Annotated in this window: 26 protein-coding genes; 13 read left to right on the forward strand and 13 right to left on the reverse strand. The window is 74.6% G+C overall.

Annotation, left to right across the window (positions count from 1 at the left end):
• Nucleotides 1–3: 3 nt before the first annotated feature.
• Complete coding sequence (locus ABT014_RS18990) at nucleotides 4–3,132, reverse strand: DEAD/DEAH box helicase (RefSeq protein WP_350640117.1); 3,129 nt, start codon at nucleotides 3,130–3,132, stop codon at nucleotides 4–6.
• 387 nt (nucleotides 3,133–3,519) lie between these two features.
• On the opposite strand from ABT014_RS18990, the gene ABT014_RS18995 reads away from it, so the two are divergent.
• The 4 genes from ABT014_RS18995 to dmpI all read left to right on the forward strand — a co-directional run bounded on the left by ABT014_RS18995 (nucleotide 3,520) and on the right by dmpI (nucleotide 6,217).
• Nucleotides 3,520–4,056 carry a DinB family protein gene (locus tag ABT014_RS18995; protein WP_350640118.1) on the forward strand — a complete coding sequence of 179 codons (537 nt, stop codon included), beginning with the start codon at nucleotides 3,520–3,522 and terminating at the stop codon, nucleotides 4,054–4,056.
• Between the two features lie 198 nt (nucleotides 4,057–4,254).
• Complete coding sequence (locus ABT014_RS19000) at nucleotides 4,255–4,860, forward strand: YceI family protein (RefSeq protein WP_350640119.1); 606 nt, start codon at nucleotides 4,255–4,257, stop codon at nucleotides 4,858–4,860.
• 179 nt (nucleotides 4,861–5,039) lie between these two features.
• Entirely contained in the window at nucleotides 5,040–5,945 is a 906-nt protein-coding gene (locus ABT014_RS19005; protein ID WP_350640120.1) for a LysR family transcriptional regulator, read from the forward strand.
• Nucleotides 5,946–6,034: 89 nt separating this feature from the next.
• A complete protein-coding gene (dmpI, locus tag ABT014_RS19010; RefSeq protein ID WP_350640121.1) occupies nucleotides 6,035–6,217 on the forward strand; it encodes a 4-oxalocrotonate tautomerase DmpI in 183 nt (60 codons plus the stop codon).
• Nucleotides 6,218–6,256: 39 nt separating this feature from the next.
• Here the strand turns inward: dmpI and ABT014_RS19015 are convergent, their stop codons facing one another.
• The gene (locus ABT014_RS19015; RefSeq protein WP_350640122.1) at nucleotides 6,257–7,222 is read right to left on the reverse strand and encodes a LysR family transcriptional regulator; all 966 of its coding nucleotides are present in this window, start codon (nucleotides 7,220–7,222) and stop codon (nucleotides 6,257–6,259) included.
• A gap of 107 nt (nucleotides 7,223–7,329) precedes the next feature.
• Between ABT014_RS19015 and ABT014_RS19020 the strand changes: the two genes are divergently transcribed.
• Together ABT014_RS19020 and ABT014_RS19025 are read left to right on the forward strand one after the other, a co-directional pair.
• Nucleotides 7,330–8,592 (forward strand): MFS transporter, encoded by a 1,263-nt coding sequence (locus ABT014_RS19020; protein WP_350640123.1) that lies wholly within the window; start codon nucleotides 7,330–7,332, stop codon nucleotides 8,590–8,592.
• A 10-nt stretch (nucleotides 8,593–8,602) separates the two neighbouring features.
• The gene (locus tag ABT014_RS19025; RefSeq protein ID WP_350640124.1) at nucleotides 8,603–9,082 is read left to right on the forward strand and encodes a macro domain-containing protein; all 480 of its coding nucleotides are present in this window, start codon (nucleotides 8,603–8,605) and stop codon (nucleotides 9,080–9,082) included.
• Here the strand turns inward: ABT014_RS19025 and ABT014_RS19030 are convergent.
• Complete coding sequence (locus ABT014_RS19030) at nucleotides 9,063–9,596, reverse strand: GNAT family N-acetyltransferase (protein WP_350640125.1); 534 nt, start codon at nucleotides 9,594–9,596, stop codon at nucleotides 9,063–9,065. The two genes, ABT014_RS19025 and ABT014_RS19030, sit on opposite strands and share 20 nt — an antisense overlap.
• Before the next feature lie 99 nt (nucleotides 9,597–9,695).
• On the opposite strand from ABT014_RS19030, the gene ABT014_RS19035 reads away from it, so the two are divergent.
• From ABT014_RS19035 to ABT014_RS19045, 3 genes are read left to right on the forward strand one after another with little or no spacing between them, the layout of a single operon-like run.
• Entirely contained in the window at nucleotides 9,696–10,100 is a 405-nt protein-coding gene (locus ABT014_RS19035; protein WP_350640126.1) for a hypothetical protein, read from the forward strand.
• Between the two features lie 12 nt (nucleotides 10,101–10,112).
• A complete protein-coding gene (locus tag ABT014_RS19040) occupies nucleotides 10,113–10,589 on the forward strand; it encodes a thiol-disulfide oxidoreductase DCC family protein (protein WP_350640127.1) in 477 nt (158 codons plus the stop codon).
• Nucleotides 10,590–10,609: 20 nt separating this feature from the next.
• Complete coding sequence (locus tag ABT014_RS19045; RefSeq protein ID WP_350640128.1) at nucleotides 10,610–11,425, forward strand: TetR/AcrR family transcriptional regulator; 816 nt, start codon at nucleotides 10,610–10,612, stop codon at nucleotides 11,423–11,425.
• 37 nt (nucleotides 11,426–11,462) lie between these two features.
• On the opposite strand, the gene ABT014_RS19050 is transcribed toward ABT014_RS19045, so the two are convergent.
• Nucleotides 11,463–12,743 (reverse strand): GNAT family N-acetyltransferase, encoded by a 1,281-nt coding sequence (locus ABT014_RS19050; protein ID WP_350640129.1) that lies wholly within the window; start codon nucleotides 12,741–12,743, stop codon nucleotides 11,463–11,465.
• A gap of 72 nt (nucleotides 12,744–12,815) precedes the next feature.
• Between ABT014_RS19050 and ABT014_RS19055 the strand changes: the two genes are divergently transcribed.
• On the forward strand, nucleotides 12,816–13,541 hold the full coding sequence (locus ABT014_RS19055) for a DUF6193 family natural product biosynthesis protein (RefSeq protein WP_350640130.1): 726 nt from the start codon (nucleotides 12,816–12,818) through the stop codon (nucleotides 13,539–13,541).
• Between the two features lie 36 nt (nucleotides 13,542–13,577).
• Here the strand turns inward: ABT014_RS19055 and ABT014_RS19060 are convergent, their stop codons facing one another.
• The 7 genes from ABT014_RS19060 to ABT014_RS19090 form a co-directional block, all read right to left on the reverse strand.
• Entirely contained in the window at nucleotides 13,578–14,822 is a 1,245-nt protein-coding gene (locus tag ABT014_RS19060; RefSeq protein WP_350640131.1) for a C40 family peptidase, read from the reverse strand.
• Nucleotides 14,823–15,001: 179 nt separating this feature from the next.
• Nucleotides 15,002–16,102 carry a hypothetical protein gene (locus tag ABT014_RS19065; protein WP_350640132.1) on the reverse strand — a complete coding sequence of 367 codons (1,101 nt, stop codon included), beginning with the start codon at nucleotides 16,100–16,102 and terminating at the stop codon, nucleotides 15,002–15,004.
• Between the two features lie 54 nt (nucleotides 16,103–16,156).
• Entirely contained in the window at nucleotides 16,157–17,938 is a 1,782-nt protein-coding gene (locus ABT014_RS19070; protein WP_502895021.1) for a threonine/serine exporter family protein, read from the reverse strand.
• A gap of 24 nt (nucleotides 17,939–17,962) precedes the next feature.
• Nucleotides 17,963–18,604: a DedA family protein gene (locus tag ABT014_RS19075; RefSeq protein WP_350640134.1), complete on the reverse strand. Its 642-nt coding sequence runs from the start codon at nucleotides 18,602–18,604 to the stop codon at nucleotides 17,963–17,965.
• Between the two features lie 106 nt (nucleotides 18,605–18,710).
• Nucleotides 18,711–19,502, reverse strand: a complete 792-nt coding sequence (locus tag ABT014_RS19080; protein ID WP_350640135.1) for an ABC transporter permease — start codon at nucleotides 19,500–19,502, stop codon at nucleotides 18,711–18,713.
• Complete coding sequence (locus ABT014_RS19085) at nucleotides 19,499–20,461, reverse strand: ATP-binding cassette domain-containing protein (RefSeq protein ID WP_350640136.1); 963 nt, start codon at nucleotides 20,459–20,461, stop codon at nucleotides 19,499–19,501. The genes ABT014_RS19080 and ABT014_RS19085 overlap by 4 nt, the downstream gene beginning before the upstream one ends.
• A gap of 15 nt (nucleotides 20,462–20,476) precedes the next feature.
• Complete coding sequence (locus ABT014_RS19090; protein ID WP_350640148.1) at nucleotides 20,477–21,139, reverse strand: DUF4097 family beta strand repeat-containing protein; 663 nt, start codon at nucleotides 21,137–21,139, stop codon at nucleotides 20,477–20,479.
• 222 nt (nucleotides 21,140–21,361) lie between these two features.
• On the opposite strand from ABT014_RS19090, the gene ABT014_RS19095 reads away from it, so the two are divergent.
• Entirely contained in the window at nucleotides 21,362–22,117 is a 756-nt protein-coding gene (locus ABT014_RS19095) for a helix-turn-helix domain-containing protein (protein WP_350640137.1), read from the forward strand.
• Nucleotides 22,118–22,144: 27 nt separating this feature from the next.
• Here ABT014_RS19095 and ABT014_RS19100 read toward each other — a convergent pair whose 3' ends face one another.
• Both ABT014_RS19100 and ABT014_RS19105 read right to left on the reverse strand, forming a co-directional pair.
• The gene (locus tag ABT014_RS19100) at nucleotides 22,145–22,546 is read right to left on the reverse strand and encodes a hypothetical protein (RefSeq protein ID WP_350640138.1); all 402 of its coding nucleotides are present in this window, start codon (nucleotides 22,544–22,546) and stop codon (nucleotides 22,145–22,147) included.
• Between the two features lie 607 nt (nucleotides 22,547–23,153).
• The gene (locus ABT014_RS19105) at nucleotides 23,154–24,209 is read right to left on the reverse strand and encodes a helix-turn-helix domain-containing protein (protein WP_350640139.1); all 1,056 of its coding nucleotides are present in this window, start codon (nucleotides 24,207–24,209) and stop codon (nucleotides 23,154–23,156) included.
• A 187-nt stretch (nucleotides 24,210–24,396) separates the two neighbouring features.
• Here ABT014_RS19105 and ABT014_RS19110 point away from each other — a divergent pair, with 187 nt between their 5' ends.
• Nucleotides 24,397–24,786 (forward strand): hypothetical protein, encoded by a 390-nt coding sequence (locus ABT014_RS19110; protein ID WP_350640140.1) that lies wholly within the window; start codon nucleotides 24,397–24,399, stop codon nucleotides 24,784–24,786.
• The coding region (locus tag ABT014_RS19115; protein ID WP_502895023.1) for a DUF7848 domain-containing protein at nucleotides 24,783–25,085 on the forward strand (303 nt) is incomplete at its 3' end. The genes ABT014_RS19110 and ABT014_RS19115, both read left to right, overlap by 4 nt.

The following is a 25,085-nucleotide window of genomic DNA, read 5'->3' on the forward strand; positions in this document are numbered from 1 at the left end:
GGTTCACGCTCCGATCGCGTCGGCCGACAGGGCGAGCAGCTCGCGCAGCTGCTCGGTGGGCAGTTCGGTGAGCCACTGCTCGCCCTCGCCGACCACGGTTCGGGCCAGTGCCCGCTTGTTCTCGATCAGTTCGGCGATCCGCTCCTCCACGGTGCCGGTGCACACCAGCCGCCTGACCTGCACGTCGCGGCGCTGCCCGATCCGGAACGCCCGGTCGGTGGCCTGGTCCTCGACCGCCGGGTTCCACCAGCGGTCGAGGTGGATCACCTGGTTGGCCGCGGTCAGGTTGAGCCCGGTGCCGCCCGCCCTGAGCGAGAGCAGGAACACCGGCGGCCCGTCCGGCGCCTGGAACCGGGTCACCAGTTCGTCCCGCGCGCGCCGGGGCGTCCCGCCGTGCAGGTGGAGCACCTCCCGGCCGAGCCGTCCGCTCAGGTACGGGCGCAGCCGGGTGCCGAACTCCGCGTACTGGGTGAAGACCAGCGCCCGGTCGCCCTCGGCCAGCATCTCGGCGAGCAGTTCCTCCAGGCGCTCCAGCTTGCCCGAGCGGCCGGCCAACGCCGAGCCGTCGCGCAGCAGTTGGGCGGGGTGGTTGCAGACCTGCTTCAGCCGGCCGATCGCGGCGAGGACCGCGCCCTTGCGCTCGACCCCGCGGATCCCGCGCAGCCGGGCCAGCAGGTCGGACACCACGGCCCGGTAGAGCCCGGCCTGCTCGGCGGTCAGGCCGCAGCGCACGGTGAACTCCTGCTTGGCGGGCAGCCCGGCCGCGACCGCCGGGTCGCCCTTGTGCCGGCGCAGCACGAACGGCCCGGTGAGGCGCTGGAGTTCGGCCGCGGCGTCGAGGTTCCCGCTCTGCTCGACCGGGATCGCGAACCGCTCCTTGAAGGACTCCGCGCTGCCGAACAGGCCGGGGTTGGCGAAGTCCAGGACGGCGTGCAGCTCGGCCAGCCGGTTCTCCACCGGGGTGCCGGTCAGGGCGATCCGCGGGCCGGACCGGAGGTCCCGGATCGCCCGGGACTGGCCGGCGCCGATGTTCTTGATGTGCTGCGCCTCGTCGGCGACGATCCGCCGCCAGTGGGTGCGGCGCAGTTCGGCCAGGTCGCGCTGGACCAGGCCGTAGGTGGTGACCACCAGGTCGGCGGTGGTGTCCGGCGGTTCGCGGTCGGCGCCGTGGTGGACGTGCACCCGCAGTCCGGGGGCGAACCGGGCGGCCTCGCGCCGCCAGTTGCCGACCACGGAGGTCGGGCAGACCAGCAGGGTCGGGCCGGTGGCGCCGCGGGCCTGCTCGACGCTGAGCAGCGCGAGGGTCTGGACGGTCTTGCCGAGGCCCATGTCGTCCGCGAGCACCGCGCCGAGGCCGAGCCGGCCGAGCGCGTCCAGCCAGGCCAGCCCACGTTCCTGGTACGGGCGCAGGACGGCGGTGAAGTCGGCGGGCAGCACCGGGGCGGGGGCGTCGGTGGCGGCCCGGCCCGCCAGCAGGTCGCCGATCGGCCCGTCGGCGTGCACGGCGGTGACCGGCAGGCCGGGGACGGGGGTGCGGCCGTCGAGCGCCAGCCGGAGCAGGTCGGCGCCGTCGAGCACGCCTTCGCCGCGGTGGGTGAGGAAGTCGAGCGCGGCGGCGATCTGGCCGGCGTCGACCTCCACCCAGCGGCCCCGGAGCCGGACCAGGCCCTGCTGGGCGGCGGCCAGTTCGGCCAGCTCCTGTTCGGTGAGGGGGAGTTCGCCGACGGCCAGCTGCCACCGGAAGTCGAGCACCTGGTCCCGGTCGATGGTGCCGCGGTGCTGGACGACCCCGGGGGTCGGGGTGCGGGCGGTGAGCAGCAGGCCGAGCCGGGGCCGGCGCTGCCACCAGGCGGGCAGCAGGACGCCGAAGCCCGCGGCGGCGAGGGCGGGGGCGGCGTCGCGCAGGAAGTCGAGGGCGGCGGCGCGCTCCAGCGGCAGTCCGGCGGGCCGCGCCGAGCGCAGGGCGGGGCGCAGCTCGGGGCGGTACAGGGCGGCGCGCTCCAGCTCGGCGCGGTACAGCTCCACGGGGTCGGCCACGGCGCCCTCACCCGGGTCCGGCCCCGCCGCGAGGGCGCGGGTGAGCGCGGCGGCGGCCGGCCCGCCCGTCCACAGGTCGGCGCCGGCGACCAGCAGCGAGGGGCGGTCGACCGGCTGGACCAGGAAGTCGAGCCGCCAGTCGTCCACGGCGGGCCGACCGTCCGGGTCGTCGTCGGCCGGGCCGAGCGGTTCGGACAGCCGCAGGCACAGGCGCAGCGGGCGGTGCTCGGGCCGCCCGTCGTACCAGGCGGCGAGCCGCTCCCCCAGTCCGGGCGGGGCGGCGACGAGCCGACCGTCGGGGGTGCCGAGGGCGGCCAGCCAGCGTTCGGTGGGGCCGGCCCCGGGGCCCGGATCGGGCAGCGGCGCGCGGCCCGGAGCCGCCCCGGGGTCGGCCAGGGCGGCCCTGGCCTCCTGGTCGACCAGGGCGTCGAGCACCGAGGTCAGCAGCCCGTGGCCGCCGGGGGTGGCGCCGGCCGGGAGGTCCTCGGCCCGGCAGACCGGCGGGCATCCGGCCGCGAGCGCGGCGGCCTCGGCGCGCGCGGCGCCGTCCGGGGCGGCCTGCCAGCGGGCGTACGGCGTGCCGTCCTCGATCCGGAGCACCGGACGCAGCAGGCCGCGACCGCGCAGGCGCCAGGCCAGGTCGTGGGCGGCGGTCAGCCAGCGCAGCGAGGCTCCGTAGGCCACCTCGACCGGGCCGGTGCCGGGCAGGTCGGCGGTGGCCCCGGCCCAGCGCGGTTCGTAGAGCGCGCCGAGCAGCTGGGCGGCCTCGGCGGGACCGAAGACCAGGGTGGGGACGCGCCAGGCCGCCAGGGCGACCCCGCCGGGGGTGGCGCCGACCGGCAGGTCGGGCGAGGGGGCGGGCCGGCCGCCCAGGGTGGGCAGCCGCAGCCCGGTCCAGCGTTCGGCGCCCTGCTCGGCCAGCCAGCCGAGGCCTGCGCCGATCCCCGCCAGCAGCCGGGCGACCTCGCCGGCCGGGCAGGCGTAGGGGTGGGCGTGGCTGCCGGGGTCGGCGCGGACGGTCCGGAAGGCGCCCGCGTCCTCGACCCACAGCGCGAGGCGGCCGTCGCTCCGCCAGAGCGCGTGCAGGGCGTACATGGGGCTGCCTCCGGGGGTGCCGCCGCGGGTCGGTCGCTTCACCCTAGGGCTTGTCTGACAATTCGCGTCGGATGAGCGCGCGGCGGTGGGCGCCCGGCTGGGCGTGCCGGCGAAGCGTCCTCGTACTGGACGTACTTGGACGCTTCGACGGTGCGTCCAGGTGGGGGCACCTCCCGGCCGAAGGCTGGGGGCGGATGCCCGGCGTCGCGCGCCCGGCGGGAATTGTCAGACAAGCCCTAGCCCCGCCCCCGGCGGCCCGCAGCCGGGGGCGGATCGAGGACCGATCCTGACCTCGACCGTCGATAGCGTCGGTGTCACCGAGAGCGGGAGCGGCCCGGTGGCCGGCCCCGCCGAGGGCACGTTGCGGACGACAAGAGGGGACCGACCATGCCCACCCTGGTGAACGCGGAGACCGACGAGCGCGAGGCCCTGCTCGCCTTCCTGGCCGCCCAGCGCGGCGGGCTGCGCCGCGCGGTGCACGGGCTGACCGAGGAACAGGCGGCGAGCACGCCGACCGTCAGCGCGCTCTCGCTGACCGTCCTGATCAAGCACGCGGCGCGCTGCGAGCGGTTCTGGATCGTCGACAACCTGCTCGGGAAGGGGGCGGACGGCGGCCCGAGCGAGAGCGACTGGGCGGAGGAGTTCCGGCTCGCCGAGGGCGACACGATGGCGGACCGGCTGGCCACGTACGAGCAGGTCGCGGCGGAGACCGAGAAGGCCGTCCGGGGGCTGCCGGACCTGGAGGTGGACTTCCCGCTGCCGGTCGCGCCCTGGTTCCCGCCGAACAGCCGCCGGACCGCCCGCTGGGTGCTGCTGCACCTGATCCAGGAGGCCGGCCGGCACGCCGGCCACGCGGACATCATCCGCGAGACGATCGACGGGAGGACCGCCTTCGAACTGGTCGGCGAGACCGCCGCGGCCTGACCCGGACCGCTCCGCGGCCCCTTCCGGAGGGGGCCGCGGGGCGGGCGGCGAAGCGGGCTGCCGGGCAGCGGCGGGGCAGCTGCCGGGCGGTCTCCGCGGATCGGCCGAAACTAGTGGTTGAACTTTGAACGAAGTAGCCCTATGCTGAAGCCATCAAGTTGAAGCCTCAACTAAAGGCTTCCGACCCGAGGAGCAACCATGGGCATCTTCAACCGCAAGAACGAGACCGCCGTCGCCGTCGCCGAGGCCCCCGCCGGCCCGGACCTGGCCCACCTGACCGGTGACTACACCATCGACCCCACCCACAGCCGGATCGGCTTCGCCGTCCGCCACGCGATGGTGACCAACGTCCGCGGCGAGTTCACCGAGTACGAGGGCAAGCTGCACCTGGACGGCACCGACCCGGCCGCCTCCACCGCCGAGCTGGTGATCAAGGTCGCCTCGGTCAGCACCAGCCAGGCCCAGCGCGACGAGCACCTGCGCACCGGCGACTTCTTCGCCGCCGAGACGTACCCGGAGATCACCTTCCGCTCCACCACCGCCGAGATGGTCGACGCCGACACCTACCGCATGCACGGCGACCTGACCATCAAGGACACCACCCGCCCGGTCGTGCTGGACCTGGACTTCACCGGCTCGGCCACCGATGTGTACGGCGCCAACCGGGTCGGCTTCGAGGGCGGCACCACCGTCGACCGCACCTCCTGGGGCCTGACCTACAACGCCGCGCTGGAGACCGGCGGCGTGCTGATCGGCGAGAAGGTCAAGCTGACCCTGGACATCTCCGCGGTGAAGGCTGCCTGACCGGCCGCCCCCGAGCGCTTGCCCTGGCACCGCCCCCGCCGCGTCCAACGGCGGGGGCGCCCGCATGCCCCGGGCCACCTAGCCGGGCCGGACCGGCGCCCCCGCACAATGGAGCCGCGCCCGGGTGCGGGCCCACCGGGGGCCCGCCGGAGCCGACCGGGCCGATCAGGGGGAGCCGGATGGAACTGCGGCAGCTGCGCTGCTTCGTCGCCGTCGCCGAGGAGCTGCACTTCGGCCGGGCCGCCGAGCGACTGCTGCTCGGCCAGCCCGCCGTCAGCCAGCAGATCCGCAGGCTGGAGCGGGAGTTGAAGGCCGAGCTGTTCGACCGCTCGCCGCGGCACGTCCGGCTGACCCGGGCCGGGGAGCTGCTGCTGCCCGCCGCCCGCCGGGTGCTGGACGCCGAGCAGGCCGCCCGCGCCGCCGTCGCCGGCCGGTCGGCCCCCGAAGAGGTCCGGCTCGGCACCATCACCGGACTCGGCGAGCTGCTGGACCGCATCCTGGACGCCTACCAGCAGGACGCCCCCGCGATCCGGGTCGAGCTGCACGCCCTCCCGGTCGCCGAACGGCTGGCCGCGCTGGCCGATGGCCGGCTGGACGCCGCGTTCGTCCGCGGTGCGATCCCCGACCACAGCCCCGGCCTGCGCTTCCTGCCGGTCCGCCCGGAGACGCTGCTGATCGCCCTGCCGGCCCGGCACCCGCTGGCCGAACGCGCCGAACTCGACCTCGCCGACCTGGCCGCACTGCCGCTGCGGCTCACCACCCGGCGCCACCACCCCGCCCTGGTCGACCTGGTGCTGGCCGCCTGCCGGGACGCCGGCTTCACGCCCGTCCCCGGCCCCGCGCTCGGCACGCTCCAGGACGCCCTGGCCGCGATCGGCACCGGCACCCCGATGTGGACGGTGGTGTACGCGGCCAACGCCGAGATGATGCGGCTGCCCCGGGTGGCGTTCCGGCCGGTGCGCTCCCCCGGGCTCAGCCTGCCCACCGCGCTGGCGGTCCGGCGCGGTGGGCCACCGCCCGGACCGCTGCTGTCCGTCTGCCGGGCCGGCCTCCCCGCGCCCGGGGTCGACGATCACGATTCGTGATCGCTGCCGGAGCGGATCCGGTCTGGGTCGCGGGCCCCTCGACGCGATGGACTGTTCCCCGACAGCACAACCGAGTTGAGGAGCAGGACATGCCGATCGTCACCGTCCAGCAGGGCCCCCGCAGCGTCGAGCTCAAGCGCGACCTGGTGCGGCGGATCACCGACGCGTTCGTGGACGCCTACCAGCTGCCCGCCGAGACGGTGCAGGTCTGGATCCACGAGGTCCCGGCCGACAGCTGGGGCGCGGCCGGCACGCTGACCGCCGACCGGTAGCGCGGGGCCGGAGGCCGGGGCCCAACGCCGGGCCCGGCCTCAGGCCCGCAGCAGGGCGGCGTCCTCGGGCGGCAGCCAGCTGCCCGCCGGGCGTCGCAACCACCCCTCCCGCGCGCCGAGTTCGGCCGCAGCCGTGCGCATCGCGGCCAGCCCCGGGTGCCGCAGCTCCGGCCGGTGCACCAGCCCCAGCAGGCTGAGCGGGACCGGGTCGACCAGCGGCCGGACGACCCCGCCGGGGATCGACGGGCCGCCGGTGGTGGTGAGCACCGGATCGCCGTGCCGGGTCAGGTAGCGGCCGAACTCAACGGCGCCGACGGCGGGGGTGCGGCCGGGCGCCGCCGCCAGGCCGTGCTCGTCCAGCAGCCGCCGCCCGAGGTCGGTCCACTCGGTGGTGGCCGGATTGCCCAGGCAGATGTCCACCGGGTGGCCGGCCAGCGCGCGCAGCGGCACCCGCGCCAGCGCGGCCAGCGGGTGCTGCTCCGGCAGGTGCACCGCGAGCCGCTCCAACCGGACCGGCACGTGGGCGAGTTGGGACCGCAGTGCAGTCGGCAGGCCGGCGAAGCGGCCGAACGAGACGTCCAGCCGGTGGTCCAGCAACTCCCGGGCGGCGGCCGCCAGTCCGCCGTGGAACCGGGCCAGCAGTTCGTGCTCGGGCAGCGCCCGGCGGGCCGCCTCCAGCAGCCGGGCCTCGGCCAGGTCGGTGCCGCCCGGCTCGCTGTTGAGGTCGATCAGCAGCGCCCGACCGTCCGCGGCGGCCACGATCTCGTCGTGCAGCGCCAGCAGTCGCCGAGCCTTGGGCAGCAGCGCGCGACCGGCCTCGGTCAGTTCCACGCTGCGCGTGGAGCGGTGGAACAGCGCGCCGCCGAGGGCGAGTTCGAGGCTCCGCACGTCCCGACTGAGTGCCTGCTGGGCGATGTGCAGCCGCTCGGCCGCCCGGCCGAAGTGCAGCGACTCGGCGGTCGCGACGAAGCCGCGCAGCAGGCGGGGGTGCAGGTCACGGGGCATGGCCCGAGATTAACAACAGAACCGTGTGGATCGCGCCGAACAGGTGTTGGACCGCCCGGGGCCGGGCCGGGAGGCTGGGAGCACCCCAACCCTTCCCCAGGAGCCTCGTGTTCGCCCCGTACCGCCATGTCCTCGCCGCCCCCGGCGCGCTCGCCTTCACCCTCTCCGGGCTGCTCGCCCGGCTCGCCTTCACCATGAACGGCGTCGCCGTGCTGGTCCTGGTCGCCGACCGGCGCGGCTCCTACGCCCTGGCCGGCGCGGTCTGCGCCGCCGGCGTGGTCGCCGCGGCCGCGGGCATGCCGCTGCTCGGCCGGCTGGTCGACCGGTACGGCCAGGCCCGGGTCACCGTGCCCACCGTGCTGGTCCGGATCGTGCCGGTGCTCGCGCTGGCCGCCTGCGCCGGCGGTCCGGCGCCCGCCTGGACGCTGTTCGCCTGCTGGGCCGCGGCCGCCACCACCCCGAACCTCGGCGGCATGGCCCGCGCCCGCTGGGCCCACCTGCACCGGTTCGACCCGACCGCCCGGCACCGCGCCAACGCGCTCGAACAGGCCCTGGACGAACTCTGCTTCATGGCCGGACCGGTGCTGGCGATGCTGCTGAGCACCGCCTTCTCCCCCGAGGCCGCCCTGCTCGCCGCCAACGCCCTGGGCACCGCCGGCGCCCTGCTGTTCGCCGCCCGACGCGCCACCGAACCGCCGGTGGGACCGCCCGCCACCGGAGCCCCGACCCCGCTGCGCTCGGCCGCCCTGCGGGTCCTGGTGCTCACCTTCCTGGCGACCGGCGTGCTGTTCGGCTCCCTGGAGGTCACCACCGTCGCCTACACCGACGCCCTCGGCCACCGGCCGGTCGCCGGGGCACTCCTGGCACTGGTCGCCGCCGGCTCCTGCCTCTCCGGCCTGCTGTACGGGCTGCGCCCCGCCCGCCGCTCCCCGGCCGCCCGCTTCCTGGCCGGGGTGGCCGCGATGGCCGTGCTGCTGCTCCTGCCGCCGGCGGCCGTGCACGCCGGGACCGGGCTGCCGGGCCTGGCGGTGGCACTGCTGGCGGCCGGCTGCGGGACGGCGCCGACCATGGTCAGCGGGATGACGCTGATCCAGGAGCTGCTGCCGCGCCACCAGCTGAACGAGGCGATGGCGATCGCCGTCTCGGGCATCCTGGCGGGGATCTCCGCCGGCGCGGCGCTCGGCGGCGCGGTCGCCGAGCGCACCGCCCCGGGCACCGGCTACCTGCTCCCGGCGGCGGCCGCCCTGGTCGCCCTGCTCACCGCCACGGCGGGCCGCCACCGGCTCGTACGCCCGGCGCGAGCGGCAGCTCCCGCGCCTCCGGAGGGGGCGGCCGGAAACTCCCGTGCCGCTGTCGGCAGCGCCCGCTAGCCTGCGGGCCATGGACACCGCGATCACCTATCTGCGCGGCGACGCCACCGCGCCGCAGGCCAAGGGCGCCAAGGTGATCGCCCACGTCTGCAACGACCTGGGCGGCTGGGGCAAGGGCTTCGTGCTGGCGCTCTCCCGCCGGTGGCCGGAGCCCGAGGCCGCCTACCGCCGCTGGCACCGGGAGCGGGCGCGGAACGACTTCGGCCTCGGCGCGCTGCAACTGGTCCAGGTCCAGCCCGGCCTGTGGGTGGCGAACATGATCGGCCAGCGCGGGATCAGGACCGGCCGCTCCAGCGGCCCGCCGGTCCGCTACGAGGCGATCGACGCCGCGCTGGCCCGACTCGCCCCCGAGGCGCTGCGGCTGGGCGCCTCCGTGCACCTGCCCCGGATCGGCTGCGGGCTGGCCGGCGGGCGCTGGGAGCTGGTCGAGCCGCTGCTCCGGACCAGACTGGCGGACCGCGGGGTCGCGGTCACGGTGTACGACCACTGACGCCGCCCGCCGGCCAGCTGTACTCGTACTCGGGGAGCCGCACGCCCCCCGCGAACTCCGCCGTGCCCTCCGCCGTGCGGACCCCGCCCTCGCGCTCGTAGAAGGCGACGGCCCGGGTGTTGGCCCGCAGGACCTCCAGCCGGACCGGCGCCGGGCACCCGGCCAGCGCGGCCCGCAGCAGCCGGCCGCCGATGCCCCGGCCGGTGTCGCCCGGCCGCACGTGCAGGTTGTCCAGCAGCACCCGGCCGTCCGGCTCCGGCACCAGGTAGCAGAAGCCGAGCAGGCTCCCGTCCTGGTCCTCGGCCAGCAGCAGGGTCGGGGTGTCGGCCGGCTCCCCGTAGTCCGCCTCCAGCCGGATCTGCCACAGTTCGCGCCGCTCGGCGGCCATCCCGTCGCCCAGCACCCGGGCGGGCAGCAGGTCGGCGTACGCGGTCCGCCAGCTCTGCGCGTGCAGGGCGGCCACCCGCGCCGCGTCCGCCGCGCCGCCGGTCCTGATGGTGATCTCCGATGCCATCCGCCCACCCTCGCACACGGCGTACTTGAACATGTTCAAAAGAGGCCCTAGAGTCCTGCCAGAAGGTTTTGAACACGTTCGAAACGGAGTGTGGTCCCGATGGACTACGCAGTTGTCAGCTATGCCACCTACCTCCCGGTCGCCACCGGCGTCACGGTCTGGGTGGCCCGGACCCTCAGCAGGAACGGCCGGATCTTCCTGGCCGACGTGTTCGCCGGGGACGACCGGCTGGCCGATGCCGTGAACCAGTTGCTGGTGGTCGGCTTCTACCTGATCAACCTCGGCTTCGTCGCGCTCTGGATGCGCAACGGCACCTCGATCACCGACCTGCAGGGCGTCTTCGACGCGCTCTCCTTCAAGCTCGGCACCGTGCTGCTGCTGCTCGGGGTGATGCACCTCGGCAACGTCTACGTGCTCAACCGGATCCGCCGGCGCGGCAGCCTGGACCGGCAGCACCGGCCGCCGGTCGCCCCGCAGGCCCGGCTGCAGCCCGGCCAGGTCTGAGGGCGCCCGGCCATGAACGGCCACCACACCGAGGCACCGCCGGTCCGGGGGCTCACCGTGCTGCACGACCCGAACTGCGGACTCTGCCGCCACCTCACCCGGTGGCTGCGCACCCAGCACCAGCTGGTGCCGCTGGAGTTCGTCCGGGTCGCCACCGCCGACGCCCGGGCCCGCTTCCCCGGGCTCGACCACGACGCCGCGCTCGGCGAGATCACCGTGGTCGCCGACACCGGCGAGGTCTGGCGCGGGGCACCCGCCTTCGTCGCCTGCCTCTGGGCGCTGGCCGAGCACCGGTCGCTCGCCCAGCGGCTCAGCACCCCGGCCGGCCTGCCGCTGGCCAGGGCGGCGGCCTACGCCGCGAGCAAGTACCGCGCTGCCACCGGGGCCGGCCGGCCCGTACCGGATGCACAGGGGTCATCCGGTACGGGCGGGGGCGGCGGGGAGCCAGGTCCCGGCTGCGACGCGGGGACCTGCCTCGTACCCGGCTAGGCTCAGGGACCGTGGACGACGTGGCATCGACGCAGGGTGACAGCAGCCGACCGGGCACCACCGGACAGGCGGCCGAGCGCCTCGCGGCCGGAACGGGCGCACCGCCCGTCCCGGCCGGTGAGGTGCCCGGCGGCCGGGCGCTGCCCAAGACCGACAAGAGCGAGCAGACCAGGGCGCTGATCCTGGAGACGGCCATGCGGCTGTTCCAGGAGAACGGGTACGACCGGACCACGATGCGGGCGATCGCCAAGGAGGCGGGGGTCTCGGTCGGCAACGCCTACTACTACTTCTCGGCGAAGGAATTCCTGATCCAGGGGTTCTACGACCGGATGACGTACGAGCACGCCGCGGACGCCCGCAAGCGGATGGCCGGCAACCGGGACTTCGCCGAGCGCCTGGAGATCGCGCTGAACTCCTGGCTCGACACGGCCGCCCCGTACCACGAGTTCGCCGCGCAGTTCTTCCGGACGGCGGCCGACCCGACCAGCTCGCTGAGCCCGTTCTCCAACGAGTCGCACCCGGCCCGGGCCACCGCGGTCGAGCTGTTCCGCGAGGTGCTGCAGGGCTCCGAACTGGCACCCAAGCTGGACGCCGAGCTGGTCGAGCTGCTGCCCGACGTGCTGTGGCTGCACCTCATGGTCGTGGTGCTCTACTGGGTGTTCGACCGGACCCCGGACACCGAGCGGACCCGGGAGTTCGTCCGCCGCTCGACGCCGACGGCCGCCAGGCTGATCAACCTGTCCCGCTACCGGGTGTTCCGACCGATCGTCCGCGACGCCAAGGGTCTGATCCAGGACTTCATCCTGCCCACCATAGGAAAGACCGCGGTGAAGTAGCCCTGGCCCGGGGACGGGACGGGGGCCGGACGGGGTGTCAGAAGCTGTCCGGGTTCCAGGACTGCTGCGGGGTGCGCAGCAGCAGGTCGGCGGTGGCGGCGGCGCCCGGGCGCAGTTCGGTGAGCAGGTCGGCGGCGGCCAGCCTGGTGGCGCTGCCGGTGCCGAGGTAGAGCTCGGCGAGCCGGGCGGCGGTCAGGGCGAGGTCCGGCTCGTCCGTGGTGGGGACGCAGCGGCCGGTGCCGTCGGGGGTGGTCTCCAGCGCCCAGCGGCCGGCGGCGTAGCCGGCCCGGTCCGCGACCTCCAGCACCAGGCGGCCGGCGGCCGGGTAGCTGCGGGCCGCGAAGGCCGCCGGGACGTCCAGCAGCCGCAGCCAGGTGAAGTCGCCGACCTCGTCCGCGGGCCGGACGCCGCGCGGGTCGCGCAGCAGCAGCGGCAGCGGGTCGTCGGGGGCGAGGTTCTCGACGAGGACGGTGCGCACCCAGTCCACCGAGAAGACCAGCTGCCACAGCGCGTTGGCGGTCGGCCGGTCGAGGGCGAGGTGGTCGCGCACGGTGAGGGTGCAGTCGGGGCGGTTGCCGTCCCAGTCGTCGTTCACGGTGTAGGTGATGAGGCCGGTGACCTGGCCGTCGGCGTCCCGGTGGAGCGCGGCGAACGGCTCCTTCCAGTCGAAGCCGGGCAGTGTGGCGTCGCCGGTGTGGACCCGCCACCAGGGCTCGTTGCGGCCGATCGCGCCGGGCTGCAGGCGGCGCCAGCGCTCGTGCAACTCGCTGCCGAGCTTGCGCAGTTCCGCCATGTCGACGAAGTCGATCCGGCCGCCGTCGGGCAGCGGGAGGTCGGCGCGCAGGCCGCCGGACTGCGGCAGCGAGACGCGCAGGCCCTGGGCCTCGGTGACCGGGCCGAAGCCGTAGCGGCCGTAGATGTTGTACTCGGCCGCGATCAGGATGGCGGCGGCGCTGCCGCGCTCGCGGGCGGCGGCGAGGTCGCGGTCCATCATGGCGGTGAGCAGCCCGCGGCGGCGGTGGGTGGCGGTGACGGTCACGGAGGTGATCGCGTCGACCGGCAGCCCGGCGCCGCCCGGGACGGTCAGCTCGGTGTCGAAGCTGCGGAAGGTGGCCACGCAGCGGCCCTCGGCCGAGGTGTCGAAGGCGCCCAGGGTGCGGCCGGGCTCGAAGTTCAGCCGGCGCCACTCCAGGCCGGAGTCCAGGTGCGGCCGCAGGAAGCCGCGGGCGATCGCGCGGTCCCAGTCCGGCAGCTCCTCCTCGGTGACGGAGCGGATCTCGATCTCGTGGCCGAGCCGGCCCGGTGCGACGTTGCCCATCCGGCCACGGTACGGCGGCACCTCCCACCCCGGCACCTGCTTTTCCGCCGGGCCCCACCGCACACTGGTGCCATGACCTCCGACACCGTCGACCCCACCCGGTACCCCGACCTGGCGGCAGCGGGCACGCTGGCCGCCGCGCTGGAACGGCTCAGCGCCGAACTCGGGCTCGACCTCGGCCCGGTGACCCACCAGGAGGCGGACCCGTACCGGGCGGAGCTGGCCGGCGCGGCCCCCGACCGCGGGCCCTGCGTGATCGAAGCCCGTGCCGGGGAGCCCCGGTTCACCCTCTCCTGCCGCAGCGGCGGCATCGAACTGCTCCGGGCCACCGGTGCGGAGCTGCGGGAGCTCGCCGAGGTGGCCGCGGTCTGGCACGGCGGCGGCAGCCTCCACGAGGTGCGGCCCCTGGTCCGCCCGTCGGTGACCTTCCGCACCAGGGCGGAGGCCCGCGAGCACGGCCCCGCCCACACCGTCGAGTTCGCCTGGCGGTGGCTGCACGAGCGGGCCCGCCACCTGCACCGGTTCCCGGGCTTCCGGCTGCTGGTGGAGGCGGCGTACGCGCAGCCCCGGCTGCGCGGGCTGTACCCGCACACCAGCCACCACATCCTGCGTTTCGCGGGCCGCACCACGTACCCGTTCCCCCGCGAGGCGCCGTTCGTCGAGCCCTGCCACGACGGGTGCTACCGCGTCCACGCCGCGACCGGCGGGGCGGTCCTCCACGAGTCCGCCTCCGCGGCCGAAGCCGTCGCCGTGGTCCTGGCCCACCTCCCCGCCGACCTCGGCCCGGTCACGTCCTGAGCCGTCCCGGCAGCCGCCGGGGCGGGCTCCGGTGGGCTACGGGCGGGCGTAGAAGTCCGGGGTGCCCATGATCCAGAGGCTGGCCTGCTTGATGGGGGCGCCGGGGCGGGGGGCCTCGATCATCTGGTCGTCGCCGAGGTAGATGCCCACGTGGTAGATGTCGGCCGCGCGGCCGGTCTTGGTCCAGAAGATCAGGTCGCCGGGCTTCAGCTGCGGGTACGAGACGGGGGTGGACTCGGCGTACTGGTCGGCGGCGAAGTGGGTGAGGCGCTTGCCGGCGGTGCGCCAGGCCATCATGGTCAGCCCGGAGCAGTCGTAGCCGGTGGGGCCCTCGCCGCCCCAGATGTAGGGCAGGCCGATCTGCGAGCGGGCGAAGTCGACGGCGGACCGGGCGCTGCCGGCGGACCAGGGGCCGGCGCCGACCTGGACGGCGGCCGCGGCTGCCGCGGCCGCTGCGGCTGCGGCCTCGGCGTCGGCCTTGGCCTTGGCCTCCTCCTCGGCCCGCTGGGCGGCGATCGCCTCCAGTGCGTCCTGGCGGCGGCGTTCGAGGTCGACGGTGGTGTTGCGGGCGGCGGCGAGTTCGGCGAGGAGCTGTTCCCGGTGCTCGGCGGTCGCGGTGACCTGGGTCTGCTGGGCGGCGAGCCGGGCCTCGGCCTGCTGCCGGGCGGCGAGGACCGCGTCGGCGGCCCCGGCGGCGTCCTGCTCGGCGTCGCGGGCGGCGGTGGCGGCCCGGGTGGCCGCTGCCGCGGTGGAGGTGGTCTCGTCGAGGATCTGCTTGGTGCGGCTGCCGACCATGCCGACGGCGGCGGCCCGTTCGGTGACGGCGCGCGGGCCGCGGGCGCCGAGCAGGGCGTCGATCGCGGAGAGTTCGGCGGTGGCGCCCTGCCGGTAGGTCTCGGCGGCGAGCTGGGCGGCCCGCTCGGCGGCGGCGGCCCGGGCGCTCTCGGCCTCGCCGGAGCGCTGGTTGGCGGCGGTGACGGCGTCGCGGGCCCGGGCCAGCCGGGCCTGGGCGCCGTTGTAGGCCTCGACGGCCTGTTCGGCGGCCTGCCCGGCGTCGGCCAGTTCGCGCCGGGCGGCGGCGAGCTGCTCCTCGATGCCGGCGGCCGCGGCGGCCTTGGCGTCGGCCTCGGCCTTGGCGCGGTCGATGTCCTCGGTGCTGGGGTACGGGTCGTCGGCGGGCGCGGCGAGCGCGGCGGGCACCGGTACGGCGGCGGCGCCCGGCAGCAGCCCGATCACGGCGGTGAGGGTGAGCAGAAGGGTCGGAAGCAGTCTGCGGGCCACGGCCAGGACCTTTCTTTCGTACACGACTGATGGTCGGCCACCTGCCCCATCAGGTGACGATTCAGTCACGTACCGTGATTTTCCCAGAGCGGGCCACCGGTCAGGGGGAGCGCCATACGGCCGGTCGAGTGAGATGTCCGATTGTCGGCCCGGCCCCGGACGGCGGGTTCCTGGGCCGCTCAGCGCCTCGGCTGCGGGTGCGGCAGCCGCGGGTGCCGGTACGGCGTGCGGGTGCCGGGCCTCGCGCCGGAGGCCAGGCCGTCGGCGCCGGGCCGGACGGCGTAGGTGCGCGAGCGTCCGGCGTGCACGGTGCGGCGACGCCGCCGGGCGCCGTCCTCGCGGGCCGGGTCGGGGCCACCGCCGGCGGGGCCGCCCGCAGGGTGCGGCTGCGGGAGGGCGGAGCGCCGGTCGGCCAGCCGGGCCGAGCGGCGGGCCAGCGAGCGGGCGGCGTGCGCGTCCAGGTGGGCGGTGGCGCGGGCGGCCATCCGCTCGGCGACCCGGTGGGTGGCGGTGTGGTGGGCGGGGACCTTGTCGGGGGCGCCGGCGATCAGGTCGAACAGCCAGGTGCGGGCGCGGTCGGCCCGGGCGTGCAGCAGCCGTTCCCGGCGCACCGCGCGCCGCCGCCGGCGCGGGCGGTCGGCGTACCGCCAGCGGGCCCACGGGCTGCTCGGGCGGGCCAGCCGGACGGCGCCGACCGCGGACAGGCCGGGCACCATGATGCCGAGCAGCCCGGTCCACATCTTGCCCTTCAGCAGGGCGACCACCGACAGCAGCGCGTTGGCGGAGATCACCGCGACCAGGCCCCAGCGGCCGCCGCCGTTGGGCGCGCTCTGGCCGGGCACCGCGCCCAGCGGCACGTACCCGGTGAGCAGCAGCGCGGTGACCAGGATGCCGAGGATCACGGCGTCCACCGACTTGCGGCCCTGCGCGCTCCAGTAGACGTCGTCGAGGTGCAGGATCAGCGCGAACTCGTCCAGCACCAGCCCGCAGCCGATGCCGAAGCTGAATCCGAACCAGTTGATCCAGGGGTGGCCGCCGTTGGTGGCGATCACCCCGATGCCGCCGAGCAGCAGGAAGCCCAGGCCGAAGACCATGTGGTGGATGTGCAGGCCGCCGGGGGTGATGTTGCCGGGCCACCAGCGGACCTTGGCGCGGATCATCCGGACGCTGAACCGGATGCAGACGAAGGAGGTGATGAACCCGGCGAGCAGCAGGAAGAGCGGTTGCTTGTGGGTCGCGACGATGTGCTCGCGGTAGCCGTCCAGCAGGGTGCCGATCATCGTGGTGCTTGCCTTCGTTAGGTGGTGCTGCGGATCCTCCCGGCTAACGGCCGGTCAGAACCCCCGGGTGCGCTTGGCGGCCTTGCGCGGCACCAGCAGGTACGGTGCGATGCGCTCGGTGGCGCCCGGTGTTTTCAGGAACAGACGCGCGACCTCGCCCCCCAGGTTCACGCCGATCGCGAGCGCCATGGCGATCGCGGCGGCCCGGGTGATGGAGACCAGTCCGGCGCTGGAGTGGCCCTGGGCGAGGGCGAGCATGCCGAGGTAGAGCGCGGAGCCGGGCATCAGCGGCCCGATCGCGGCGGTCACGTACGGGAGCGCGGAGGCGTACCGGTAGCGGGCCATCAGCTGGCCGAACAGGCCGACCAGGCCGGCCGCGATGCCGGTGGCGACGATCGGCGAGAGCGCCGCGTTGTAGGCCAGCACGCCGTAGGTGGACCAGCCGATGCCGCTGTTGAGCACCACCATCGGCAGGGTCCGGCGGTCGGTCTGCAGCAGCATCGCGAAGGCGGCGGTGAGCACCATCGCGGCCACCAGTTGCAGCGGCGGGTCGACCGAGCCGGTCAGGCTCTCGTCGGGCCGCAGCCGGGCGTTGAAGTTGACGCCGACGTAGAGCACCAGCATCACGCCGATCACGATGCCGGCCACCAGGTAGACGACTTCGAGCAGGCGGGCGGCGGAGGTGATGTAGAAGCCGGTGAGGCCGTCCTGGACGGCGGCGACCATGGCCCGGCCGGGGAGCAGGGCGAACAGCCCGCCGGTGATGACCACCGAGCCGCGCAGGTGCCAGTCGTTGAAGGAGAGCGCGATGCCGAAGGCCGCGGCGGGCATCGCGCCTATGACGAACTGGTAGAACTCCGGCAGGCCGCGCCGGGCGACCAGGGCGGCGAGGCGGTCGCCGAGCACCGAGGCCACGAAGGCGCTGCCGAAGACCAGCCAGGCCTTGCCGTCGAGCTTGCCGCCGACCAGGAAGGTGGCCGCGCCGGCCAGCAGCCCGGTGGCCAGGGCCAGCAGCCAGACCGGGTACGGGTGGCGGTTGCGGCGGATCCGGGCGAGCCGGCGGTAGGCGTCGTTGATGCTGATCTGCTCGCCGGTGATGTCCGCGACCAGCCGGTAGACCGCGGCGAGGCGGGTGTAGTCGGAGGCGCGGCGGCGCACCACCCGGTCGGCGGTGACCGGGGCGTCGGTGAGCGAGGGCTGGTGCGAGATGGAGATCAGGGTGAAGGTGACCTGCGGTTCGCAGTGGTCGAGCCGGTAGGCGTGGGCGATGCCCAGCATGGCGGCCTCGACGTCCTCGGCGGCCTCGCCGCTGGCGAGCAGCAGTTCGCCGATCCGCAGCGTGAGGTCGAGGATCCGCGGCACGTTGCGGCCGGCGGCGGAGGGGTGGAGTTCGCGGGCGGTGCGCTCGAAGGCGGGCCGCTCGACCATGGGGGTGCGCAGCAGGGTGCGCATCCGGTCCGGCCAGGGGGCGGCGCCGGGGGCTCCGGCCCGCAGCTCGGGGAAGGCGCTGCCGCCGGCCGGGGTGTACCCGGCGGCCCGCCAGTCCTCCGGGGTGAGGGTGTCCTCGGCGACGCTGCGCGGCTCGGAGGGTCCGAGCAGGCCGTCGGTCGGTTGGGGGGCCGGGGCGAGCGGGATGGTGGTCTGCGGCGTGAGCGGGGGCGCGGCGGAGCCGAGCAGTCCCTCGGTGGGCGGCGCGCCGTCGGATGCCCTGGTCTCGCTGCCGTCGCCGGCCCGGCCCCGCTTCGGCACGCCCGCTCCTCGCCGCCCCTGGTGACCGCGCCGGCCACGTCTGCTCCCGTCTGCCCCCACCTTGCCTGATCGAACGGCCCGATGCATATGTACGGTGCGGTGGACCTGCGGTTAAACCTCGGACTCCGCGGCGTGACCGCGCCTGGCACGGACCAGTTCGAACAGCACGGGGAGCACCGACACCAGCACGATCCCGAGGCAGATGAACTCGATGTTGTCGCGGACGAACGCGATCCGGCCGAGGGCGTGGCCGAGCACGGTGACGCCGGCGCCCCAGAGCACACCGCCGATCACGTTGTAGAGGACGAAGGTGCGGTAGTGCATCCGCCCGACGCCGGCGATCACGGGGGTGAAGGTGCGGATCACCGGGACGAAGCGGGCCAGCACGATCGCCTTGGGGCCGTGCCGCTCGAAGAAGGCGCCGGCCCTGGCCACGTTCTCCTGCTTGAACAGCCGGGAGTCGGCCCGGCCGAACAGCGCGGGCCCGACCTTGCGGCCGAAGAGGTAGCCGACCTGGTCGCCGGCCACCGCCGCGGCCACCACCAGCAGGCAGACCAGCCAGAGCGGCTGGGTGAGGTAGCGGCCGCCGGCCACCAGCAGGCCGGTGGTGAACAGCAAGGAGTCCCCCGGCAGGAAGAAGCCGATCAGCAGGCCGGACTCGGCGAAGACCACGGCGAGGATGCCGAGCAGGCCGAAGCTGGAGATCAGCTGGGTCGGGTCGAGCCAGGACGGGCCGAGGGCGAGGCTGGTCACGGTGGGCGTGCTCCTGAAAGGTCGACTCTTGGCAATGGAATGGTAAAGCAATGACCAAGACGTCGGCCCGGGCCAGGAGGTTCCCGGCCCGTGCGGTCACGGGCGGCTACTTCGGGTCGCAGCCGAACGCCGAGGCCGACCAGAGGTGACCGAGCACGGCGAGCACCAGGCACCAGGCGACGGCGAGCCACCCGTTGTGGCCGATCCCGGTGCCGAGCAGCAGGCCGCGCAGGGTCTCGATGGCCGGGGTGAAGGGCTGGTACTCGGCGATCGGCCGGAACCAGCCGGGCATCGAGTCGACCGGGGTGAAGGCGCTGGACAGCAGCGGCAGCAGGATCAGCGGCATCGCGTTGTTGCCGGCGGCCTCCGCGTTCGGGCTGACCAGGCCCATGCCGACGGCGATCCAGGTGAGCGCCAGGGTGAACAGCACGAGCAGCCCGAACGCCGCCAGCCACTCGACGACGGTGGCCCCGGTGGACCGGAAGCCGAGGGCCACCGCGACCGCGCCGACCAGCAGCACGCTCGCCACCGACCGCAGCACGCTGCCGGCCACGTGCCCGATCAACACCGAGGGGCGGTGGATCGCCATCGTGCGGAAGCGGGCGACGATGCCCTCGGTCATGTCGGTGGAGACGGACACCGCGGTGCCGACCACCGTGCTGCCGACCGTCATCAGCAGCAGCCCCGGCACCAGGTACGCGAGGTAGGCGGAGCGGTCCGGGACGCCGCCGTTGATGCCCGCGCTCATCGTGTCGCCGAGCACGTAGACGAAGAGCAGCAGCAGCATGACCGGGGTGAGCAGCAGGTTCAGCGTCAGCGACGGGTAGCGCCGGGCGTGCAGGAGGTTGCGGCGCAGCATGGTGGACGAGTCGCGCAGGGCGAGGGACAGGGAGCTCAACGGACAGCCTCCTCGGGCTGGTCGGGGACGCCGCGGCCGCCGGTCAGGGCGAAGAACACGTCGTCGAGGTCGGGGGTGTGCACGGTCAGCTCGTCCGCCTCGACGCCGGCCGCGTCGAGGCGGTCGAGGACGGCGCGCAGTTCGCGCTGGCTGCCGTCGCCGGGGATGCGGAGCGCGAGCGCCTCGTCCTGCCGGGCGGCCCCGGGCAGCGCGAGGACGGCGGTGCGGTACGCGGCCGGGTCGGCGAAGCGCAGCCGGACGTGCCCGCCCGGCACCAGCCGCTTGAGCTCCTCGGCGGTGCCGTGGGCGGCGATCCGGCAGTCGTGCAGGACGGCGATCCGGTCGGCGAGCTCGTCCGCCTCCTCCAGGTACTGGGTGGTAAGCAGGACGGTGACGCCGCCGGCGACCAGCTCGCGGATGATCTGCCACATGCCGTGCCGGGACCGGGGGTCGAGGCCGGTGGTCGGCTCGTCGAGGAAGATGATCCGCGGGCTGCCGACCAGCGTCATGGCGATGTCGAGGCGGCGCTTCATGCCGCCGGAGTAGGTGGCGGCGGGCCGGCGGGCGGCCTCGCCGAGGTCGAAGCGCTCCAGCAGGTCGGCCGCGGTGCGGCGGCCGTCGCGGCGGGACAGGTGGTGCAGGTCCGCCATCAGGAGCAGGTTCTCCTCGCCGGTGATCAGGCCGTCTACGGCGGAGAACTGCCCGGTGACGCCGATCGTGGCGCGCACCGCCTGCGGGTCGGCGGCCAGGTCGTGGCCGCCGATCCGGATGCTGCCGGTGCCGGGGTCGGGTGGGATCAGGGTGGAGAGGATCTTGACGGCGGTGGTCTTGCCGGCGCCGTTCGGGCCAAGCAGGGAGAAGATCGTCCCCTCGGGGACGGCCAGGTCGACGCCGTCGAGCACGACCTTGTCGCCGTAGGACTTGCGCAGCCCGTTCGCCGCGATGGCCAGGGTGGTCATGGTGGTGGGTGCTCCTCAGAGGCTGCGGGCGGTGATGTCACCGTGGGCGGTGGTGGCGTGGACGGTGAGGACGACGTCGCCCCCGGCGTTGCGGAACGCGTTGTGGATCCGGCCGTGGCCGGTGCCGGCGTCCAGGACGGCGGAGGATCCGGCGGCGGCGCCGACCGCGATGTCCCCGGCCCGGGTGCGCAGCACGAGGGCGCCGCGCACGGCCTCGGCGATCCGGATGGCGCCCTGCTGGGTGCTGATCTCGGCCGGGCCGTCGAGGCGGCCGACCGTCACGTCGCCGGCGAGGGTGGTGAGGTGGGCGGCGGCCGCCCGCTCGACCTCGATCGAGCCCTGCGCGCAGGCGGCGGTGATCTCGCCGAGCTGTCCGGCGGTGCTCAGTTCGGCGGCGCCCGCCTTCGCCTCGACGCGGGAGCCGGCGGGCAGGTGGACCGTCACCTCGACGGCTCCGGGGTTGCCCAGCCGGTTGGTCGCCGGGGCGGTGATCCGCAGGACACCGTCGCCGTACGCGACCGCGATCTGCTCCGCCAGCTTCACGTCGCGGCCGGTCGAGGGGTTCGCCGGCCGGATCTCCACCACGGTGTCGGGGCGTTCGGCGGCGACGAACCGGACCCGGCCGGCCGGGAGGTCGAGGACGGCCGCGATCGGGGCGGGGGTGTCGAAGGTCTGCATGGTGCGCTCCTCGGTGCGTTCTGTTTCTGACATCGCAAACGCTACGTTGCGTTCGCGATGTCAGCAACAGTCTTGTTGCACAACGGGACTATCACCGCAGGTAGATGCTGCATTTTTGTTGCAACGAAATTGAATCTAACGCAACGTCCGATCGCGCTGGCGTTGCAACTGACGGGGAGTGAACGCTATACTCGCCGCACCGAGGAGACGAAGGAGATCGCGATGCCGGGAGGCAGGCTCACCCAGCAGGAACGCCAGCAGATCGCGCTGGGGGTGGCCGACGGGCTCGCCTACGCGGAGATCGCCAGGCGGCTGGACCGCCCCACCTCGACCGTGACGCGGGAGGTGATGCGCAACGGCGGCCCCACCGCCTACCGGGCCGACCTGGCCCACCGCGCCACCGAACGCCGCGCCCACCGGCGCCGGGAGAGCGCACCCCGCGGCCCGCAGACCGCCCCGCAGGCGTACGGGCGCGACGCGGAGGCCGTGCGCGACTACGAGGAGGCGTTCACCACGCTGCTGATGCAGCAGGGCCTGCCCAAGATGATGGCCCGGGTGCTGACCTGCCTGTTCACCACCGACGCGGGCAGCGTCACCGCGTCCGAACTGGTCCGGCGCCTGGACGTCAGCCCGGCCTCGGTCTCCAAGGCGGTCGCCTTCCTCGAGGGCCAGGGCCTGATCCGCCGGGAGCGCGACGAGCGCCGCCGCGAGCGCTACTTCGTCGACGACGGCGTCTGGTACGAGTCGATGATCGCCACCGCCCGGACCAACGCCAAGCTCGCCGACACCGCACGGCAGGGCGTCGGCGTCCTCGGCTCTGGCACCCCGGCCGCCGTCCGGCTGGAGAACATCGCCCGGTTCATGGACTTCGTCGGCGAGAGCATCATCCGCGCCGCGGAACAGGCCCGCGAGATCCTCTACACCAGGCCCGAACCGGGCCCGGACGCCGCCGACGGGCCGGCGCCGGACCACGGGTAGCCGCCCCGCCGACGGGGCGGATCGGCCTCAGGCCGTGAAGAAGGCACCACTGTCGGCGGAGGCGTACGCCGCGATGATCACGCCCGCGATCGCGATACCGCCGACCGCCGCCACCGCGCCCGAGAACAGCGCGATCACCGAGCTGACCACGGACAACGACTCGACCACGATCACCGTGACCCGCACCCAGCCGAGCCGGCGCGGCGTCAGCACCGCGCACACCGCCAGCAGGACCGCCACGGCGATCGCCACCAGGGCGATCGCCTGGACCGCCACGGTGTCGTCGTTGCCGTGCGAGGCGTCGTCGGCCGCCAGCGCGAAGAGCAACACCCCGGCGAAGGCCGTGACCAGCGCCTGGAAGACGAGGCCCCCGATCGCGAACTTCAACGCCCGCGGCATCGGGCCCGCGCCTGCCTGATAGCTCGTCATATATATTATCCCCCTTGCTGTTTGCCCTGAATCGAGGCTCCAGCTACGGGAAGGTCGTGTCAACGGCCGTGGCAGGGCGGACCGGCGCACATCAGCTCATGGCGAGCGCCCCCACTGCGCCTGCCTGCCCGCTACCGGTAGTCCTGCTCGCGGACGGCGGGGCCCGGTGGCACCGGCCGGCGTCCGAACGCCCCGAACGCGATCGCCGCGCCCCGGCCGAGAGCACCCGCCGCCCGCCGCCGTGACGTGCGCGGACCTCCGCCCGCCCGATGCAACCCGCCCATGGCCCGGCCCCCCGTCGTCCCGATCTCCGTACCTCGGTCGTACCGGCGGGCGCACCCGTTCATCCGCCTGCGCGGGCAAACTCACGCATCCTGGCGAAGTGCTGAACATCCGTGCGATCGAGGCAGTCGTTGCGCGACCGCGGCGATACGTCGCTCGCCAACACTCGAAGCGGTCGGCCGGGTACGCACGGAAGAACCGGCCGCCCCCGGAGCAGCGGGCCCCGAGGAGCACGGTGACGCCGGCACCTACCTGGCCACCAGCTGGACCAGCGACTGGAGCCACTGCGGCTGACCGACCCGGGCGGGGGCCCCCGGGCCCCCGCTCACACCGCGCCGAACTCTCCGGCGACGGTCGCCCGGACGAACGCGGCCCAGGCGGCGGACGGGAACACCAGCGCGGGGCCGCCCGGATCCTTGGAGTCGCGGACGGGAACGACGGACCCAAGGTTGTAGGCCACCTCGATGCACTCGCCACCGTTGCTGCCGCTCAGACTGCTCTTGAACCAGCTCGCCGCCGAGTAATCGATCTTCGGGCCCATGTTCAACAGTCCTTCCATCACGCGGCGGATCAGACGAACCGAATCCTGTGCCGACAAGGCGTCAGCCCGCAGGCGATCATAGGACTTCGAGTACTTCGAGACCCGGGTCGGTTCACTGACGAAGTGCCCCTTGTCCAGGCTCTCACTGTAGATCCACCGGCTTCCCCCAGGCAGCGTCAAGAGCGTGAGTGCCGAGTCGTCCGGCGCGCGTTCACCCAACTCGTAGGGCGCCACCTGGATGACGATGTTCGGGCGCCTGGCCAGCGCGAGGAGGTGCTGGAGCTGTTCGTACATCACCTTCCGGCCCCCGACCAACCTCCGGATCACCGATTCGTCCAGCACCACGACGAGCATCGGGCCATCCTCGGCGAGGAAGCGCGTCTGTCGGCTCATGCGGGCGTCGACCCGTTCGGAGATCTGCTCCTCGTCACCGGCGGCGTCGCCCAGGGTGAGCACGGCGCGGGCGTACGCAGGAGTCTGGAGCAGACCGGAGATGCGCACGGCCTGGTACTGCAGGACCGTCTCCGCCTGTGCCTCCAGCTCGACGTAGCGGCGGAACCAGTCGGGGTGTTCGACCTCCTGGTGCCAGTCGATCTTGGCCCAGGACTTCGCCAGCAGGTCCCCGGTGCCGAGCACCTCGTCGCACTGCTCGATCAGCCGCTCCTGCGGCACCCGCCCGCCCGACTCCAGCCGCGAGACGAACGACCGGTCGCAGTGCAGCCGCGCCGCCAGGTCGGTGATGGTCAGCCCGGCCGACTCCCGTGCGGTGGTGAGCAGCCAGGCGAGGAACTGGGGCGAGTACCGCTCCCCCTTCGGGACCGTCGCCGCACGTCGGACCATTGCCCCGCTCCCCCCGTGACCCTCCCGGATGGCACGCCTGATTGGTCGTCACGTTACTACCGTGCGGCCATGCTTGGTGGCACAGAGCAACGGATCCGGGGGCGCCATGGAGCGCACCCGAGGAGAGGAGCAACCGTGCACGCCCTGACGATGCGTTCCGCGCCCGTGAAGGCCGGGTGACCGCGCCGTGGGATCGATCATCGAGCGGCACACCGCCGACTCCCGCCGGGAAGCCGCCTACGCCCTGCGGGAGTTGACCAGATCGCTGGACGCCGCCCGAGTGCGGCTCCCGTCGGTCGGGATCGACTGGCGGGCCGCCCGGATGTCCGGCACCGTGCTGGTGGAACTGGGGGCCGCCCGTCCCGATGTGGTGGTCCGGCTGGCGGCGGCGGTGTGGGCCGGTTCGGCGAACCCGTGGCTGCCGGGCGTGGGCGAGCGGGTGGTCGACCTGGGCACCGGCGCCGCCGGCGAGTTCCGGGGTGCGGCGGACGGCCGCTGGTGGCTGCGTCCGCGCGGCGGCGGGCGCGAGTGGGACGCCGATCCGCGGCTGGTCCGGTCGGCCGGGGAGGGCGAGTGAACGAGCATGCGCTGCACGGCTTCCGCTGCCTGGAGCCGGACGCCGCCGGTACGCCCTGCGGGGCGGCGTCGGGCCTGGCCGAGGGCGAGGAGCACGCCCGGCGGTGGCTGGCCGCGCACCAGGCGGAGCACCCGCCGCACCAGGCGTTCGTGCACATCTGCCACCGCGGCGGAGGTCGGCCCTCCACCGCGGCGGCTGTGCCTCAGCTTGGGATTTATCCTCGCCAAGCTTGGTGTTCCTTGATCGAATCGGCGCGTTTCACTGTCTTGCCGACGTCGTGGCGGGTGGCCCGGTTCTTG

It is taken from the genome of Kitasatospora sp. NPDC094015, from assembly GCF_040304075.1.
GTDB lineage: Bacteria > Actinomycetota > Actinomycetes > Streptomycetales > Streptomycetaceae > Kitasatospora.

Excerpts from the sequence above, each read along its gene's own strand:
- ABT014_RS19005 (WP_350640120.1), top strand. The coding sequence starts at position 5,040 with ATGGAACTGCGGCAGCTGCGCTGCTTCGTCGCCGTCGCCGAGGAGCTG.
- ABT014_RS19070 (WP_502895021.1), bottom strand. The coding sequence starts at position 17,938 with ATGCATCGGGCCGTTCGATCAGGCAAGGTGGGGGCAGACGGGAGCAGA.
- ABT014_RS19095 (WP_350640137.1), top strand. The coding sequence starts at position 21,362 with ATGCCGGGAGGCAGGCTCACCCAGCAGGAACGCCAGCAGATCGCGCTG.
- ABT014_RS19105 (WP_350640139.1), bottom strand. The coding sequence starts at position 24,209 with ATGGTCCGACGTGCGGCGACGGTCCCGAAGGGGGAGCGGTACTCGCCC.
- ABT014_RS19000 (WP_350640119.1), top strand. The coding sequence starts at position 4,255 with ATGGGCATCTTCAACCGCAAGAACGAGACCGCCGTCGCCGTCGCCGAG.
- ABT014_RS19100 (WP_350640138.1), bottom strand. The coding sequence starts at position 22,546 with ATGACGAGCTATCAGGCAGGCGCGGGCCCGATGCCGCGGGCGTTGAAG.
- ABT014_RS19035 (WP_350640126.1), top strand. The coding sequence starts at position 9,696 with ATGGACTACGCAGTTGTCAGCTATGCCACCTACCTCCCGGTCGCCACC.
- ABT014_RS19085 (WP_350640136.1), bottom strand. The coding sequence starts at position 20,461 with ATGACCACCCTGGCCATCGCGGCGAACGGGCTGCGCAAGTCCTACGGC.
- dmpI (WP_350640121.1), top strand. The coding sequence starts at position 6,035 with ATGCCGATCGTCACCGTCCAGCAGGGCCCCCGCAGCGTCGAGCTCAAG.
- ABT014_RS19030 (WP_350640125.1), bottom strand. The coding sequence starts at position 9,596 with ATGGCATCGGAGATCACCATCAGGACCGGCGGCGCGGCGGACGCGGCG.
- ABT014_RS19055 (WP_350640130.1), top strand. The coding sequence starts at position 12,816 with ATGACCTCCGACACCGTCGACCCCACCCGGTACCCCGACCTGGCGGCA.
- ABT014_RS18995 (WP_350640118.1), top strand. The coding sequence starts at position 3,520 with ATGCCCACCCTGGTGAACGCGGAGACCGACGAGCGCGAGGCCCTGCTC.
- ABT014_RS19015 (WP_350640122.1), bottom strand. The coding sequence starts at position 7,222 with ATGCCCCGTGACCTGCACCCCCGCCTGCTGCGCGGCTTCGTCGCGACC.
- ABT014_RS19090 (WP_350640148.1), bottom strand. The coding sequence starts at position 21,139 with ATGCAGACCTTCGACACCCCCGCCCCGATCGCGGCCGTCCTCGACCTC.
- ABT014_RS19050 (WP_350640129.1), bottom strand. The coding sequence starts at position 12,743 with ATGGGCAACGTCGCACCGGGCCGGCTCGGCCACGAGATCGAGATCCGC.
- ABT014_RS18990 (WP_350640117.1), bottom strand. The coding sequence starts at position 3,132 with ATGTACGCCCTGCACGCGCTCTGGCGGAGCGACGGCCGCCTCGCGCTG.
- ABT014_RS19040 (WP_350640127.1), top strand. The coding sequence starts at position 10,113 with ATGAACGGCCACCACACCGAGGCACCGCCGGTCCGGGGGCTCACCGTG.
- ABT014_RS19025 (WP_350640124.1), top strand. The coding sequence starts at position 8,603 with ATGGACACCGCGATCACCTATCTGCGCGGCGACGCCACCGCGCCGCAG.
- ABT014_RS19065 (WP_350640132.1), bottom strand. The coding sequence starts at position 16,102 with ATGATCGGCACCCTGCTGGACGGCTACCGCGAGCACATCGTCGCGACC.